Source organism: Exiguobacterium sp. AT1b (assembly GCF_000023045.1).
GTDB lineage: Bacteria > Bacillota > Bacilli > Exiguobacteriales > Exiguobacteriaceae > Exiguobacterium.
In genome coordinates this window covers 83,429-100,535 of record NC_012673.1, presented here as the reverse complement: position 1 = coordinate 100,535, position 17,107 = coordinate 83,429, and the positions used below count along the sequence as shown (strand labels likewise).

Annotated in this window: 18 protein-coding genes; 2 read left to right on the top strand and 16 right to left on the bottom strand. The window is 46.2% G+C overall.

Annotation, left to right across the window (positions count from 1 at the left end):
• Nucleotides 1-150: 150 nt before the first annotated feature.
• On the bottom strand, nt 151-1,149 hold the full coding sequence (locus EAT1B_RS00625; RefSeq protein ID WP_012726177.1) for an ABC transporter permease: 999 nt from the start codon (nt 1,147-1,149) through the stop codon (nt 151-153).
• The gene (locus EAT1B_RS00620) at nt 1,142-2,062 is read right to left on the bottom strand and encodes an ABC transporter ATP-binding protein (protein WP_012726176.1); all 921 of its coding nucleotides are present in this window, start codon (nt 2,060-2,062) and stop codon (nt 1,142-1,144) included. Before EAT1B_RS00620 ends, EAT1B_RS00625 begins: the two co-directional genes overlap by 8 nt.
• Nucleotides 2,063-2,180: 118 nt before the next feature.
• Between EAT1B_RS00620 and EAT1B_RS00615 the strand changes: the two genes are divergently transcribed.
• Nucleotides 2,181-2,930 carry a GDSL-type esterase/lipase family protein gene (locus tag EAT1B_RS00615; protein WP_012726175.1) on the top strand — a complete coding sequence of 250 codons (750 nt, stop codon included), beginning with the start codon at nt 2,181-2,183 and terminating at the stop codon, nt 2,928-2,930.
• Nucleotides 2,931-2,960: 30 nt separating this feature from the next.
• On the opposite strand, the gene EAT1B_RS00610 is transcribed toward EAT1B_RS00615, so the two are convergent.
• Nucleotides 2,961-3,632 (bottom strand): hypothetical protein, encoded by a 672-nt coding sequence (locus EAT1B_RS00610; RefSeq protein WP_012726174.1) that lies wholly within the window; start codon nt 3,630-3,632, stop codon nt 2,961-2,963.
• Entirely contained in the window at nt 3,619-4,749 is a 1,131-nt protein-coding gene (locus EAT1B_RS00605; RefSeq protein ID WP_012726173.1) for a mandelate racemase/muconate lactonizing enzyme family protein, read from the bottom strand. Before EAT1B_RS00605 ends, EAT1B_RS00610 begins: the two co-directional genes overlap by 14 nt.
• A 79-nt stretch (nt 4,750-4,828) precedes the next feature.
• Between EAT1B_RS00605 and EAT1B_RS00600 the strand changes: the two genes are divergently transcribed.
• Nucleotides 4,829-6,028, top strand: a complete 1,200-nt coding sequence (locus EAT1B_RS00600) for a hypothetical protein (protein ID WP_012726172.1) — start codon at nt 4,829-4,831, stop codon at nt 6,026-6,028.
• Between the two features lie 15 nt (nt 6,029-6,043).
• Here the strand turns inward: EAT1B_RS00600 and nhaC are convergent, their stop codons facing one another.
• The 12 genes from nhaC to EAT1B_RS15715 form a co-directional block, all read right to left on the bottom strand.
• Nucleotides 6,044-7,444: a Na+/H+ antiporter NhaC gene (gene nhaC / locus EAT1B_RS00595; RefSeq protein ID WP_371149668.1), complete on the bottom strand. Its 1,401-nt coding sequence runs from the start codon at nt 7,442-7,444 to the stop codon at nt 6,044-6,046.
• Nucleotides 7,445-7,606: 162 nt separating this feature from the next.
• Nucleotides 7,607-8,695, bottom strand: a complete 1,089-nt coding sequence (locus EAT1B_RS00590; protein WP_012726170.1) for an amidohydrolase — start codon at nt 8,693-8,695, stop codon at nt 7,607-7,609.
• Nucleotides 8,696-8,711: 16 nt separating this feature from the next.
• On the bottom strand, nt 8,712-9,056 hold the full coding sequence (locus EAT1B_RS00585; protein WP_012726169.1) for a hypothetical protein: 345 nt from the start codon (nt 9,054-9,056) through the stop codon (nt 8,712-8,714).
• 56 nt (nt 9,057-9,112) lie between these two features.
• On the bottom strand, nt 9,113-10,378 hold the full coding sequence (locus tag EAT1B_RS00580) for a S1C family serine protease (protein WP_012726168.1): 1,266 nt from the start codon (nt 10,376-10,378) through the stop codon (nt 9,113-9,115).
• Nucleotides 10,379-10,489: 111 nt separating this feature from the next.
• On the bottom strand, nt 10,490-11,308 hold the full coding sequence (locus tag EAT1B_RS00575; protein ID WP_012726167.1) for a fumarylacetoacetate hydrolase family protein: 819 nt from the start codon (nt 11,306-11,308) through the stop codon (nt 10,490-10,492).
• Between the two features lie 53 nt (nt 11,309-11,361).
• Nucleotides 11,362-11,817, bottom strand: a complete 456-nt coding sequence (gene nrdG / locus EAT1B_RS00570; protein WP_031423886.1) for an anaerobic ribonucleoside-triphosphate reductase activating protein — start codon at nt 11,815-11,817, stop codon at nt 11,362-11,364.
• Entirely contained in the window at nt 11,795-13,645 is a 1,851-nt protein-coding gene (locus tag EAT1B_RS00565; protein ID WP_012726165.1) for an anaerobic ribonucleoside triphosphate reductase, read from the bottom strand. The genes nrdG and EAT1B_RS00565 overlap by 23 nt, the downstream gene beginning before the upstream one ends.
• Before the next feature lie 191 nt (nt 13,646-13,836).
• Entirely contained in the window at nt 13,837-14,667 is an 831-nt protein-coding gene (locus tag EAT1B_RS00560; protein WP_041918029.1) for a formate/nitrite transporter family protein, read from the bottom strand.
• Between the two features lie 230 nt (nt 14,668-14,897).
• Nucleotides 14,898-15,209, bottom strand: coding sequence for a hypothetical protein (locus EAT1B_RS00555; RefSeq protein WP_012726163.1), 312 nt, complete (start codon nt 15,207-15,209; stop codon nt 14,898-14,900).
• Between the two features lie 133 nt (nt 15,210-15,342).
• Complete coding sequence (locus EAT1B_RS00550; RefSeq protein WP_012726162.1) at nt 15,343-15,708, bottom strand: hypothetical protein; 366 nt, start codon at nt 15,706-15,708, stop codon at nt 15,343-15,345.
• A 310-nt stretch (nt 15,709-16,018) separates the two neighbouring features.
• The gene (locus EAT1B_RS00545) at nt 16,019-16,648 is read right to left on the bottom strand and encodes a hypothetical protein (RefSeq protein ID WP_012726161.1); all 630 of its coding nucleotides are present in this window, start codon (nt 16,646-16,648) and stop codon (nt 16,019-16,021) included.
• A gap of 169 nt (nt 16,649-16,817) precedes the next feature.
• On the bottom strand, nt 16,818-17,102 hold the full coding sequence (locus EAT1B_RS15715; RefSeq protein WP_012726160.1) for a barstar family protein: 285 nt from the start codon (nt 17,100-17,102) through the stop codon (nt 16,818-16,820).
• Between the last annotated feature and the right edge of the window lie 5 nt (nt 17,103-17,107).

Here is a 17,107-nt window from a genome sequence, read left to right as displayed (position 1 = left end):
TTACTTTACACACTTTCCCACAAAGGCTGTATCCATCTTTTTAATTATTTTGATAATTCATAATATTGAGTATTTAGAACCATTCATTCTATTTACGACCTAATTTTATCCAAAAAAAATTCGTGCTCCTTAGGAAAGGAGCACGAATAATTAATACACATCTTTTTGGGTAAAGTGGTAAAACGCATACGCCAAGGCGGCCATCGACCAAATGAGAATGACGAGTAACGAAAACGGTAACGTCATCCCATCAATCGGAGGAGCCTGCCCTTCCAAATAGGTATGAAGACCGAAGTTGACGTTCACCAGGTATTTCGAGCTATCCCAGTTTGAACCGAGCGATGTCAATAATGGCCCAGAGATGAGGACAGCCATCATGATTCCGATTCCAGTCGCCGTATTTTTCACCAAAACAGAAATCATGAGAGAAATTGTCCCGACCGCAGCCACGACGAGCCATGAAAGACCCATCGACATAAGCAGGTACTCCCACATCGGCAACGTATGCACAAAGTCGGTCGAGAAGGTTCCGGTCGGCGAAGCTTGGAAACCGGTCAAAATCGGAGCATTCCATCCGTCCCAGCCGAGAACGATTCCGGATATGGCGTAACTGACGACGGCGGTCACAAAAATTAAGATCGATGTATAGAGGAGTGTCGTCAGCCATTTGGCGAGCAAGATCTTATATCGCCGGACCGGTCGCGATAACAACGTCTTGATCGTTCCATCGTTATGTTCTCCGCTCACGATATCTGCCATCAATACAATAATGAACAGCGGTAGGACAAGCGTAGTCCCTTGGGAGAAGAAGACGCGCATAAACGTCGGAGCTCCCGGATAATTCGGATTGATATCATTATCAAGATAATACTGATTCTGTTGGACTTGGAACTCAAGAATCTGCCGAAACTCGTCTTGGACGTTCGCGGAGGCGAGTCGGTTTTGTGTATCGATGATCTCTTGCTGGAGATCGACACGCCAATCAATCGTTCCTTGTTCTTCGCGTTGTTTCTCGATTTGACGATAGTTCGCATACGTGAACATCGAAACAAGCACGATCAGGATGATGGAGACGACCATCAATCTGCGCTTCCGATGAATCTTGAGCACTTCATTACGAATGAGACCGAGCATCGATGGATTAGGCAATGTGATCACCGCCTGTCAACGTGATGAAGAGGTCCTCTAACGTTTGGACACGGCGCTCGAGTCCGAACACCTCGACATCTCTTTCCATCAAATAGCGATTCAACTTCGCCGTCTCTTCCACGTTCATGGAAATACGAATCGTTCGTTCGTCCACCACGTCCGCTTGGTCGATTCCTTCATACCCTTGAACGATCGGCAATACTTCGAAGCTATTCGTCACATGTAAGTCGACCGTTGACGCGAGTTCTTCAATCAAAGCATGGACCGTCCCCACCTTGACAATCTTGCCTCGCGACATGATGGCGACTCGGTCCGCTAATAGCTCAATCTCGGCTAGGATGTGGCTCGACACGAGAACACTCAGCCCCGTTTCTTCTACGAGACGACGGATGAAAAGTCGTAAATCCCGAATCCCCATCGGATCGAGCCCGTTCGTCGGCTCATCCAAGATGAGCACCCGTGGATTGTTTAATAACGCTTGGGCAATCCCGAGCCGCTGACGCATCCCGAGAGAGTACGTCTTCACTTTATCATCGATTCGAGCAGTCAAATCGACGAGGTCAATGACTTCCTGGATTCGCTTATCATCGACGCCAGGTAACATGCGTGCGAACGCTTCTAAGTTCTCACGTCCGGATAGAAACTTATACAGCTCTGGATTCTCGACGATTGCGCCGATTTGATTCATCGCTTGGACGAATTGTTTGTCGACACGATACCCACAAATCGATACATTTCCTTTCGTCGGTTTAATCAAGCCAACAATCATTCGAATCGTCGTCGTCTTCCCGGCGCCGTTTGGTCCTAAAAATCCGAAGACCTCACCCGGATAGACGTCTAACGAAATATTATCGATAATCGTCTTTTTCCCAATCACTTTCGTTAGTTGATGTAGCTTTAACGTCGGTTCCATTGTCTCACCTCATTCTTTATTCTATCGGACAAAAGCGAATCTGTCCTATTCGAACATTCACATAGGGCACATCCATTTATATTTGATATGATGTTTATATAGAAAGCGAGGTCAGCCCATGAAACAGTCGAAATGGTATGCATTTTTAAGTGGCGCCGTTCTTTTAACGGGAATCGCCGTCTACGGTCTATGGATCGGCTATCAAGATATCGTCAATCCGCCGGAGCGAACACTTTCCGTCTCCGAAGATGAACGTCCCGTGCCAGAAGGAGACGTGTACGTCGCATTAGGCGATTCGTTGACACGCGGTGTGGGGTCAACATCAGGCGCAGGATATGTACAGCCTGTCAGCGCTGCTCTTGAAGAAGAAGGCGTACGTACGCAAAACCTTGCCGTGTCTGGGGCACGAACAGAAGATTTACTCACACAACTCGAGCAACCTGAAGTGCGTCGGACCATCGAGAACGCACGATATATCACGTTGACCATCGGTGGAAACGATTTGTTCAACCGTGGGGAAAACGTCGATAACTTCGAATCCGTCGATATTCAACAAGTGGTCACGGATGCGAAGACGAATTTAGAAACGATTTTCACTGAAATTCGTTCACTCAACGATTCGGCAACCATCGTGTATATCGGTCTATACAATCCGTTTCAAAATGATGAGAATGGACAAGCATTCAATCAGCTCATCCTCGATTGGAACGCATCAGCGAAACAATTGGCGAATGCGCAGAATATCGATGTGATCGACCCGTTCGCCTACATCTCTGACTTATCAAGAGATTTAGCGACCGACCAGTTCCACCCAAGTGACCGTACGTATGAGAAATTCGCGAATGATGTACTCTTCGTTCTCGAATAATCAAAATCCTCGTCAGCTTGACGAGGATTTTTACTTCTCATATCGAACAATCCACTGTTCCCCTTGTTTCATCATGCCCGTCCCGATCCAACCAGTTTGGAGTAACTCAACTTGTTTCATCCGTTCCTTCATCGGCAGATCCATCACTTCTGATGTGGGATGCCATGAACGATGAAGCTCTTTATAAAAGATATATCTGAGTTTCCCGCCATACTTTTCTTTCAACGCCCCGATTCGGAGTCCGAGCGTAAACTTGTCTTTCATGCTTGGAATATTGAACGGTGCGACCGTCGCGCAGACGACATCGAATCGATCATCCGATTCCACTTGTGCCATCAACAGTTTTCCTAAATGTGTCTGTAGTCCATATCCACGGAAGTCTGGATGGACGTTCGTCACTTCCTGATACAGGACACGTTCAAGCGAATCCTCCGGCCAACCGATATCCCGCCCTAGATGTTCCGCATCGATCGGTGGGATGAGCATCGCTCGGAACGCGATAATCCGACCATTTGATTTTGCCCCAATCAACGTCTGATCCGTCAACAGTTTCGTGAACTCTTCAACCGATAACGATTGATAGTGCTCCGGTTCAGCCAACGCCTGAATGACCGTATCTTGAACGGCTAACAGTTCCGGTAAATCCGACAAGCCTAGGACGCATACATGAAGTGAAAGGTCTTTGATCTCACCTTGCCACATGCGACTCATCTCCAACCACGTAAGATTCCGTCGTCAATTCACGCAACACGTCCTCATCGACGTCAATACCGAGTCCCGAACGATCGTTCAGCGAGATGATTGGTAAATCATATGATAAGTTTCCGACATCTTTCCCGAACCGGAGCGGACCCGTCAACTCGACCGTCTTCACGATTTTACTCGAGAAAGCGACATGGAATCCTGCACTCGATGCAATGGAGGATTCGACCATGGAACCGATCTGGCATTCGATTCCGGACATCTCCGCCATATGGACCAACTTTTTCGCCGGATAGATGCCACCACATTTCATGAGCTTTATGTTCGCTTTATGGGCTGCTTGCATCATCGTCAAGCGTCTCATATCGTGAACGTCTTTTAGCCCTTCATCCATCATGAGCGGGACGGAAATTTTTTGTTTCACTTCGAGAATGCCTTCAAAATCATCCGCCTTGACCGGTTGTTCGACCCAATCGATGCCATACGGTTCGAGTAGACGCATGGCTTGAACCGTATTGGCCGCGTTGACCCACCCTTGGTTAACATCGACTCGAATCGGCACGTCATTTCCTACCGCTTCCCGTACCGCCTTGACACGCGCCACATCCGTTTGCACATCGACTCCGACCTTCATCTTCACTGCCGTATAGCCTCGTTTCATTTGTTCGAGTGCCTCTTGTGCCATATGGTTCGGCTCTCCGATACTCAAGACGTGCGTGACTGGGAATGACTCATGGTACCGACCGCCAATCCATTCGTAGATGGGTTGATTCAGCTTTTTCCCGATCACATCATGACAGGCGATATCGAGTGCTGCTTTGGCAGCCGGAACACCACGAATCGCACGGTCCATCTCGTCATGAATATGCTCTAAATGCATCGGATTTTTTCCGATTAGGAGCGGAGCCAATAGATGACGGAGGACGCTGACCGTGCTCTCAGCGGACTCACCCGTCACATGCTCATCCGCCACGGCTTCTCCATATCCGACAAGTCCACATGCGGTCGTCATTTTGACGATGACAGATGGCATATCATCATAACGGTGATAACTGACGATGAATGGTACCTTTAATGGAAAGCGAACCGAGAAAATTTCTATTTTTTGAATATTCACGTTCATCACTCCTTTACTTCAACTGCTCTTTCCTCTATATTGTCGTTATATAGTCGCTAAATTGCAAGGGGGATTTTCAATGTCCATCCATATCGCCGTTGTCGGCTCACCATCGTTTATACAACAGGTACGGAACGGTTCTTCTTTATCCAATGTTCGAATCGAGGGATTTCCTTATGATGACCCGCGAGAAGCGAAAGACATCGCTACAAAACTCCTATTTTTTGACGGAGTGTTCTTCTCCGGTTCATTCCCTTATACGTATGCGATGGAGGAAGCGAACCGTCCATTTGCCCATCACGTCGTTCAAGATGATGTCGTGTTATTGACGTCACTTTTATACGTGACATTGAAACAACAGCTCCGAATCGAAGAGCTCTCCATCGATCTCGTTGATGCGTCACGACTTGAATCAATTTTAGCATCGTTTCCAAGCCACATGTCGCCACCGCAAGTGAAAGAAGTTAGTCCGTATATGAATTTCGAAGAGTTGCTTTCGTTTCATGAGCAACTTCAACGAAATGGGACGACTCGATTCGCCTTGACGAGTGTCGAGCGAGTTCATCGACACTTAGTGGAAAATGGTTTTGCTAGTCAACTCATGATTGAGCCAGAAGAGAGAATTCTCCACCACTTCCATGATTTTATTCAACAGATTCGATTGAACAAATCAGACCAGTCCCAACTCGCCGTGCTCTTCTACTCGGATGCCAGTGAAGATACGCTCAACCATGTGACAACACATCATTATTTCGGTGGTAAATTGATGGAGACCACTCAAGACGGTATCGTCCTATTATCGAGTAAAGGAAAGATTGACTCCGCCATGTCAAACGGTTCCATCTTGGCAGAGAACATTTCTGGTCATGTAGGGATCGGGTATGGTTCCGATTATCAACGCGCCATTGAGCATGCCGAACTTGCCCTTCATACGACAAACAATGCCGCTATACGCATCGTCGACGATTCAAAACGAATGACGTTCACCGACCAACCGGCACCGATTCATTTCCGCGTCACGCAAACGCGTGTCTATGACATGATGAAACAGACGGGTATGAGCCCGACCAATATCGAAAAGCTCATTCATTTTTCAACGGACCATCTCGAGTTTACAGCGAAAGAGCTGACCGACCATTTAAACGTGACACGTCGCACGACAGAGCGACTCATCAAAAAATTGGTTGATGCAAAACTCGTTCATCCGATTGGCGAAGAGATGAGCTACAGCCAAGGTCGTCCGCGCACCGTCTATAAATTTCAATTCCCAGTCGATTGACGACCGGGAATCGTTTTATTGAGCCGCTTGTTCCGCAACAGGTTCCTCCTGTTGGATGACCGCCATGCGCTCAATCGTATATCCCGTGAAGGCATATACAATCGAAATGACCGGTACAATGAAGTTCAAGACGGCATACGGTGCATATTCGAAAGCTCCGACCCCGAGTGTGCCGAGGATGAATACCCCACACGTGTTCCACGGGATAAACACGGATGTCAACGTCCCTCCATCCTCGAGGGCACGAGATAAGTTTTTCGACTGCAGTCCCATTTTTTCATACGCTCCAGCAAACATGCGTGACGGGACGACGATTGAGATATACTGCTCCGAGCACGTCGCATTCGTCGCAACTCCTGCTAAAATCGTTGAAGCGATCAATGAACCTGCCGTTTTCGCCAACTTCAAAATTTGGTTCATAATGGATTGCAGCATCCCCGAATATTCTAAAATCCCACCGAACGTCATCGCGACGATGGTCATCGAGACCGTGTACATCATCGCATCAAGACCACCTCGGCTGAAGAGGTTATCGACCAGTTCATTACCCGTATCAATGACATAGCCACTTTGAAGAGCGCCTACGCTGTCTGCAAGCGTTCCGCCTTGAATGAACACTTGAGCCAAGAAGCCCAGTGCAATCCCGACGACGAGCGCCGGAATCGCTGGCACCTTCTTTGCGACGAGCAAAATGACGGCGAGTGGAACGAGGAGTAACCATGGTGAGATGACAAAACTGTCCTCTAAAATCGTCAATGTCTGTTTGATTTCAGACGAGTCTGTCGAAGAATCTGCAAATCGTCTACCGAGCCAAGCGTATACCCCGAGTGCAATGATGAGTCCTGGAATTGTCGTATAGAGCATGTGCCGAATATGTACGAATAAATTCGTATGAGTTAATCCTGCCGCCAAGTTTGTCGTGTCTGACAAAGGCGACATCTTATCCCCGAAGTAAGCTCCTGAGATGACAGCCCCCGCTACCATCGGCGCCGGTATCCCCATACTCAGCCCGATGCCCATCCCCGCTACTCCAATCGTACCCATCGTCGACCATGAACTCCCAATCGAGAGCGCGACGACGGCACAGATGAGACAAATCGTTAACAAAAAGTATGCCGGTGAGATGATCTTCAGTCCGAAATAGATCATCGTGGCAACAATTCCTCCACCGATCCATGCCCCAATCGTCAACCCGACCAAAATGATGATGACGACTGCCGGTAAGGCGAGACGAATCCCTTTATACATCATCTCTTCAATCTCTTTCCACTTGAACCCGTGACGCCAGGCGACGATTGAAGCGACTGCCGTTCCGACGATGAGCGGAATGTGTGGACCTTGACCGAGCTTAACGATCGAGATGAGCATGACGACGATCATCACCCCGAGTGGCATGAGCGCCCACCCTAACTTCATGTCTTGCTTGTTCCCCGTTGTTTCCATCTAACTTCCTCCCCTATAGCGAAAATTCAGAATTGTCGTTATATTGTCGCTAATAACGTTATGATAGCGCTTACAAGAAGTGGATGCAATAAAAAAATGAGTGGACAGACATCTGTCTATCCCACCCATCTTGATTTATGTTGCTGCAATCCGGAGCGCATCCGCGAGCAGGAGTGCCCCGTCATTTAAGGCGTCACGGTCAAACGTCATATGAGGATGATGGAGTCCTGGACCCAAATCAGCCCCGATTCCAATCATCGTCGCATCTAGCATCGGTTTCTCGACGGTATAAAAATGAAAATCATCGCTACCTGACGTGACGATCCGTTCAACGAGAGCCGACTCACCAAAGCGTTGCTCGATCGCCTGCTTCGCAATCTGACTTGACTCTTCCCCAACGACGGCTCCCGGTGTAAAGTCTTGCCACTCCCATTCAAGTTTCACACGATGAAGCTGACCGACCTGGAGTAACATGTCTTCGACACGATTGCGCAGTTCGAGCAATTCTTCATTTTGTTGGGCACGGACGTCAATCGAGAACGTCGCATTTCCTGGAATGATGTTCATGTTGTCACTCCCGGCGTGGACTTTCGTCAACTTGACGGAGTGCGGCTCAAACGGTGACAAATAAATGCTTTTAAGCATGTGTTGAATCGTGAAGATGACATCGAGTGCGTTTTGTCCTTGATGCGGTCTCGCACCATGCGCATCATCCCCAATGACCGCTCCCTTTAAGAAGAAGGCAGCACCATGTTGAATCGCCGCCGCATATTGTCCCCTTTTCAACTCTTCTTGTGGACGTAAATGGATTCCGAACAGTTGCGTCACGTCTTCTAACGCCCCTCGTTCGATCATGGCGAGCGAACCATTCCCTTGCTCTTCGGCAGGTTGGAAGATGAAACGGATTCGCTTCTGTAACGCCTCGTCCTTCAACTGTTCGAGCGCACCGAGCACCATACTGATGTTCGCGTCGTGCCCGCATGAATGGTTCGCACGAAACGTACCGTCCACTTGTTGCCATAACGCATCGATATCGGCGCGGACCGCAATCACGTCTTCACCCGACCCAATCTCCGCGATCACCCCGGTCACATCCTCGAACGTCCGATAGGAAATCGACCAGTCTGATAAAATCGAGGCAATCGTACGCGTCGTCTCAACCTCTTTCCAACTGACTTCTGGATGTGCATGAAAATGTTCAAACCATTTCAATACGCTTGTCATATGTATCTCCACACCTTTATATTTTTTTGACACCTTTGATCAAAACCCATTGAAGCGGGAGCCGTCCCCATGTAATCCATTTCGGAATGACCTTCCCACCGATTCTAGATGGCTTGACGGCCATGTTGATATTTGCCGGGAAGACGGCGATAAAGAATGCCGGTAGCGTCCGTTTCACGAACGATGTCCCCTTGTTGAGTAAAAGCATCGCCCCGAAGACGACTTCAACGACTCCGCTCAGTTGCACCATCAGTCGACGGAACGGCCACGACTTCGGAATAATCGACATGAACGCCTTTTCTTTAACAAAATGTAAAATCCCTGCCCCGAATAGTAGCACCCCATATAAGTTTCGTACCATATCTCATCCTCCTTTTGTATAAGCATAGCAAAAAAGGCAGGCATATTGCCCACCTTTTACAATGCAGAACCGTTTGCGTTTTGAATCTCGACTTGAACCGTTTCCGTTTTTCCGTCACGGACATATTCGATGTCGACCGTTCCATCCGTATCGCGAATCAATTCACTGCGGAGGTCAATGAAGGAACTAACGTCTTTGTCGTTGATTTTCACGATGACGTCACGCGCCTCAAGACCTGCTTTCGCAGCCGAACTGTTTTGCTGCACTTCCACAATGATTGTTCCCGCCGTCACCGATTCAGGCAAGTTGATTTGTTCCGTCAAGTAACCTGGAGGGAACTCTGATACGTCACGTAGCGATACGCCGAGTGACGGATGATTCACCTCTCCCGTCTGTTCGATTTGATTGATGAGCGGAAGGGCGATGTCGACTGGGATCGAGAATCCGACTCCCTCGACTTCTGCCGTCGCAATCTTCATCGAGTTGATTCCGACGAGTTGTCCTTCTTCGTTGATTAACGCACCACCCGAGTTACCTGGGTTGATGGCCGCATCCGTTTGAATGACCTCAGCGTTGAAGTCGGCCTGTCCGTTCTCATCCGTATCGACCGGCACGAGACGTGACGTCGATGAGACGACACCGCGTGTCACGGAGTTCTCGAATTGTCCGAGCGGATTCCCGATGGCGATGACCGTTTGACCCGGTTTTAACTCGCTCGATTTGCCGATTGAGATGACGGCCGGTACTTTGTCAGCGTCCACTTTCAAGACGGCCAAGTCATACGTCGCGTCACTTCCCATGAGCGTCGCTTCCGCTGTCGTTCCGTCATTAAACGTGACCGTCAGCTTGTCTGCCCCGTTGACAACGTGATGGTTCGTCGCGATATAGGCCGAGTCACCTTCTTTTTTATAGATGACACCTGACCCGACTCCAGCCTCGACCGCCTCACTCGAGAAGCCAGTTTGGGCGAAGTTGTTCACGGTGACGACTGCAGGTTGAGCGGTTGCGACGGCATTCGTGACTGAAGAATCGGATACGTTCGATGACGTCTGGACCGGAGTCCCTTGCGAGGTCACGTTCGTGTCGCTTACACTCGTAGCCGGTTGGTCGATGAACGGATATGCGATTGCGCCCGTCAACAACGCCCCGATGACCCCACCGACAAGTCCCGGGAACATGCGGCTGACGAATGACGGTTTTGTTTCTGTTCGTACCATTGTCTCTTCTCGGTTAGATGAACCGAGTTCTGTATCTAACCAATCTTTTTGTTGCTCTGATTCATGTAATTGATCGTGTTCATTTGATTGATCGTGACGATCCATAATGATTCATCTCCTCTGTGTTATCTTCTACCCTTACTATAACGAAGAGGAACACTCATTTATAAAATGATAAATGAATTACAAGATTCTTCACATTTTACGTTATTTCATTCAGACAATCACATTTCTTAACGTACCGAGACCTTCAATCGTCACTTCGACCGTGTCTCCCGTTTGTAGATACGTCGGTGGCGTCATCCCGTGCCCAACTCCGGCCGGTGTACCCGTCGCGATGATGTCGCCCGCTTCGAGCGTCATGCCTTTCGACAGCGTACGAATGAGTTCATCAATCGGACGAATCATATCGGCTGTCGTCCCATCTTGACGCGTCTCCCCGTTAACACTTGTTTTGATTTGGAGAGGGAACTGGAGCTCGTCCGGTGTGACGACGAACGGTCCCATCGGACAAAACGTATCGAACGACTTACCACGGAAGAATTGGACATGTTCTTTTTGCACGTCTCGAGCCGTCACATCGTTTAGAATGGTGTAACCGAAAATGTGCTCCTCGACCGCTTCGATGTCTCGTCCCGACTTGCCGATGATGACGGCGAGCTCACCTTCATAGTCAAGTTTTTCCGTCAATTCCGGATGGCGCTCAATGACCGCGTCCGGACCGACGACCGAGGTCGGCGCTTTCGTGAAGATGACGAGTTTCCCCGCTCCCGCTGTATCCATCTCTTTCACGTGTTCTTCGTAGTTCTTGCCGATACAAATCACATTTTTCAATGGACGGTACGGGGCGAGTAATTTCACCTCCGCCACTCGGTATGATGGCGCCACGTCCAAATCGATATCCGGTTCAAACTCACGGGCGATCACTTCTAATAAGTTTGTCGTATGTACTTGATTGCTGACATCAAAGACGAAATCACCTTCGACGATCCCCACTCGTTGCTCTTCTTGCATCTCAAAACTACACCATTTCATTAAAACTCCCCCTTTTCATCATTATACAAAAAATCGAGACATCTCTGCCTCGATTACACTTTATTCAAAAAGATGATCCGTTGATTACTCGATCCCCGAAAGCGAAGTCCCATGTCTCGTAATGACTGCTCGTAACGACCGTCGACGAGGACATCTGCGTAGTCTAACACGGTTTGAATCGCTTCGTCGTGCATCGCTTCCAACTGTTCGAGCGTATAACCCGTATACACCCACACATTTTTACCGAGCGACTTACATGCCGTGACGAGTTTTGCTAACGCTGACGATTGAAGAAACGGTTCGCCACCTGAGATGGTCACGCCGTCCCAACCACTGAGTTTGACGCGTTGAACAAGTTCCTCTACTTCGACTTCCTCACCTCCGGCTGGATTCCATGAGGAAGGGTTGTGACACCCTTTACAGTGATGCGGACAGCCGGCAGTAAAGATGACCGTCCGAATCCCCGGTCCATCGACGACGGATTCTTCAACGACGGATAGAATGCGCATCATGTTTCACCCTCGCCCGCTCTTCTTCTCGTTTCGCCGTATTCCAACGGTCCATCGTCCCGACCAAATAACCGGTGATGCGGCGGATTCGTTCGATGTTTGTATCCTCGCCACACGTCGGACAGGCATCATCAATTAATCCTTCTAATCCACAATTTCCGCAACGATCGACCGGATGATTGATGGAACCGTAGCCGATATCATGCTGACGCATCAAGCGGACAATCGATTCCACCGCTTCCGCATTGTGGGCAAGTGACCCATCGACTTCGACATATGAAATATGTCCCGCGTCACACAATGCGTGATACGGTGCCTCGATTCGGATTTTCTCACGAATCGATACAGACTGATAGACCGGCACGTGGAATGAATTTGTATAAAAGGCACGATTCGTGACACCTTCAATCATCCCAAACGTTTCCTGGTCTCGCGTCACAAATTTACCTGACAATCCTTCTGCCGGTGTCGCGAGCAACGAAAAGTTCAAGTCGTACGTTTCGGCTGCCGCACGCATGCGATTGGCCAAATGCGTGACGATGTCAAGACCGAGTCGCTCCGCTTCACGCGACTCAGCATGTGTACCTCCCGTCAACACCTTCAACGTTTCAGCGAGTCCGATGAAACCGAGTGAAAGCGTTCCTTGTTTCAATACGTCTCGGACTTCATCATGAATATGTAACTGCTCACTTCCACGCCAGACACCTTGTGTGTAGAGGAAACGAAATTCTTCAGCGCGACGCGTACATTGATATTCGAAACGCTCGACCAACTGTTCGATCCCGATGTCGACATATCGGTTGAGAATGCTGTAAAAATCCGAGAGCGACTCCGAGACAAGTGCCATCTTCACCAAGTTGAGTGTGGAAAAGGAAAGATTGCCACGACCGATCGACGTCTCTTCTCCGTGTCGGTTTCCCATGACCCGAGTGCGGCAACCCATATATGCCACTTCAGATGCATGCGTCCCATCATAGTAAGCGGCATTGAACGGGGCATCGATGAAGGAAAAATTCGGAAATAGCCGTTTTCCTGTGACCCGACACGCTTCACGGAAAAGATCGACGTTCGGATCGTCCTCCCGAAAGTTGATTCCTTCCTTCACTTTAAAGATTTGAATAGGAAAAATCGGAGTCTCCCCGTTCCCTAACCCACGTTCCGTGGCACGAAGTAGCTCTCGAATGAGGATACGTCCCCACTTTGATGTGTCCGTTCCATAATTGATCGAAACGAAAGGCACTTGCCCGCCACCTCGTGAGTGCATCGAGTTCGCATTGTGGATGAACGCCTCACACGCCTGATACGTCGCCGAAATCGTCTCTTCTTCCGCGAGTGTCTCCAATTGCGTTTCTTCCCAGTCAACGGGTAAGGATTGGAGTCGGCTCAGTTGACGCTCATATGTCTTCTCGACATACGGTGCCAAGTCGACGTCAAACATTGGGAAGGCCTGCCCCCCATGCTGCATGTTTTGATTCGCTTGAAGGATGATCGACGCGAGTGCCATGGCAGAGCGAATGTCCTTTGGCGACCGGATCGTCCCATGTCCCGTATGGAAGCCGTCTTTCAACAATTGACCGAGTGGAATTTGACAACATGTCGTCGATCCTGTGATGTAATAGTCCGCATCGTGCACGTATAAAAAGTTATCAGTGACGGCCTGTTTTGATCGCTCCGACATCAAATACGTCTGCGACAATTCTTTCGACACTTCTGAAGAGAGTCGTGCTAGTTTCCCGAGCGGGGATTTGCCGTCCACGTTCGCATTCTCTTGTACCAAGTCTTGGTCTGGTAAGACACAGACGTCCTCATACAACTGCAGTAATTTCAAAACCCATCACCTCACTATATATGGATTCAAAACATTCATATTCGTTTTAAGAATCCTATATATAGATTATGGCATGTATTTTTCTCGATGGTCACGAGTCGATATTGTGACAGTTTACGTGTGGTCATACGATAAAAAAGAGCCTCGTCTTCGGTAAGACAAGGCTCTACGTTATATGTGACAAACATCATTTATTTAACCGCTTTTACAACTTTTAATTCGACTTCTTCTTCTAATTCTTGTGCTTCACGGAGACCCTTCGAGTTGAGCCATGTATAGATGGCTCCCATGAAGAGCGCTCCACCGATAATGTTACCGAACGTCGCAGGAATCAAGTTATGAATCGCACCTGCCATGCTGATCGTCTCCGGGTGTGGGACGACGAGCGTCAAGGCGAACAAGACGAAGTTGGCGATGACGTGGTCGAATCCTGAAGCGAAGAAGACGGCGACAAGGAAAATCATCGAGAAGATTTGAGCGAACTCATTTTTCATTTGTTTCGGTAAGAAAATAGCGAGACAGACCATCCAGTTACAGAAGATGGCGCGGAAGAAAATTTCGACCGTCGTATGATGCATTTTACTTTCAACAACGGAGAACAACCAGTTGTTCATCCCGAGTTCTTGGATGACGCCAGTCGGTGCAAGTAGTAAGGCGAATAGGATTCCCCCGAGTGCGTTCCCGACGAAACAGAGTAACCAGACGAGCATCGTGTCACTGAGCGTCGTGTAACCGCGAAGTGTCGACGTTGTGAAATACATCGTATTCCCCGTGAACAACTCGGCTCCCCCATAGATGATCATGACGAGCGCAATCCCGAACGAGAAGCCCCCGATGAGTGTCGTGAACGGAGATTCCGCTAAATACATCCCGTTGACGACTTTCAAGGTGAAGATTGAAGCAAAGCCGATAAATATCCCGGCTAACATCGCCCGTAAAAAGTATTCCATTGGACGATAATGAATCATTTGCGAGGAAGCCTGTGCTTTTTTCCGTAATGATTCGAGTGCATGGATTTCCATTGATGCCATGTCACAAACCCTTCTTTCTGAATTATTAAATAGGAAAGTATAAGTTCTAATATGTGAAATCATTAACAATATAAACTGTATAGTCTCTGTTGGCAATCCTGTCATGCATGAATTGACAGAGTGTTCACATCGTAATCGTTTACATATGGCGGATTTGTGACAAAGAAAAATTCTCCCGATTTTCGGGAGAATAATAAGACAAAGTTTATGAAACCAATCGTTCAAATAAGGGATATATCCTTTTTCATGAGTTCATCAAATGTTAATTTTAATCTTTCCTCTACATGAAGGGTTTCATGATTAACAATCAAAAGTTGTCCACTCTTTAACTCCACTCCTACAAAATCTCCTAGCACATCTTCATAACCTACAACTGTAAAGCCTTGGTTTGTGAACTCTTCAAAATCTCCAAACTGACTTTCTAACTCATCGTTCGGTAGAATACAAAGATATCTATTCAATCCTTCGACCTGATCCAGCAGGATTGCCTTTTCTTTAACAGGTAAAAGCGATTGTATCGATTTGTATGACATATAATACACCTCACTCATCTTTATGAATTGCATTGTAATGTTCTTCTGTAATCACTGCATTTCATGATAGTTCAATAAATATATATTAACTGTCTCTTGGTCGACTATTGCAATTCAGACATTGTAAAATTTATCAGTGATATTCCTTTCCGATTCTTATCTTAGTGAAATGAATTTCAGCGCTTGCTGGAGGGAAAATCAAATTACATACAAATACCTCTGTTTCTTCAAGTACATAACTTGTTATACTAACATCATGCATGAAATAGGGGAGCTGTAATCTGCTTAATTCTCTTACAGGCACTATTCGATCGTCGAGTGGAGCAGATATGTCTACTTTTATACAACCTAAAAATTCAATCTGATGGTGATAATTTTCATTTTCTTCTTCGATTATTAGTAAAACTTCATCTCCAAAATAACGGCAATCGAATCCTAAAACGCGCGCATCCCAATAATATATCTTTTCAATTTCTCTTAATATTTCCTGAGCTTTCATTTTTTCACCTTCTGTATGGAATATGTGCTGCTTAACTACGTGGCTTCACAAGTTTTAAATGGTTTTAATAATTTTGATTGTATAAATGAACATCATGATACAAAGATATATGATCTGGCTAAAATTACTCTTATTCCAACTCTACGGACTGTATTTCTCACATCGATAAACCCGCTATTATCAGTTTATATAATTCTAACAAAGAGTCATCATGAGTAGACCCCCAAACCTCATCATACATATCATTTTTCATAGTATCTATGTAACTCGACTATGCGTTAAAACATGCTCAAACTGAGGCCCTCATAATTCATTTTTCGTTTAAGTAATCTATGTAAAATTTTTGAGGTAAATTCTTTGTTAATTCTTCGATAGATCCATATTTTTTTTCATTAGAAAACAAAATAAACCCAAGTCCATCTCCATCTATTTTAATAAAAGAAGTTGGTATACTCATATCAATTAAAGGTACAAATTGAGTTCTAGAGAACAGCCACTTACCATATTTTTTTAAAGTGAAATTCAATTTATCTTTAAAGATAATGATATAGAACCCATTTTGAGCAGGCATCCAGTACGTTTCGTTAATCAAAAACCTTAAATCTTTTTCGTTTTCTATTTTTGCATTGCAGTAATAAAAAGAATTCTCATCCTCAGAGCAATAGTTCATAGAATATTTAATTTTCCTTGAATCCATTTTTTCAACCATCTCATTATCCTGACTTATATTTTTAGATAATATAAATGTTATGACTATTGGATATACATTTTGGTAAACCAAAAAATCAATTAAAGCTTTTTGGTTATCGTTAATAGTTAAATCATCATAACTAGTGATCTCATAAACCTTTTTAATTTCACCTATAATGAAATAATTATCTAAATTATCTTCAATCTGCTCTAATAGACGCTTCCTTTCAATAATTGTAAGCTCTTGCATAGCGATCACCTTTGATTTTTCAGTTTAAAGACCTTGTAATTTAAATCAGCTGTTTTTTCTATTAATTCTTATGATGGTCGGGGACTATAAAAGTTATATTGAAAAATTAGTGATTGTGAAATGGTTACTCTCTTATAGACTTGCTTTATATATTAGTAAGCAAATTAGATTACAAGAAAACAAAATGACAATGTGAAACATAATGTTCTTCGTTATACTCTTCTAAACACATTTTTAAACACTTAGCATCCTCACTTAATTTCGTTTCAAGCAAAGAATATCCTATGAAAGTGATTTGATCAGGAAAAGTTATATAATCCACATCAGTAATGACATCCCAAAAGGCATCCCAATTTTCGCCGTAATGATCAGGAAGATGAAGATTTTCTTTTAATATTTGATGTAGTTCCGAAGAAGAAGTAATGTTACTTAAATCGATATATAAATATGACATATTTA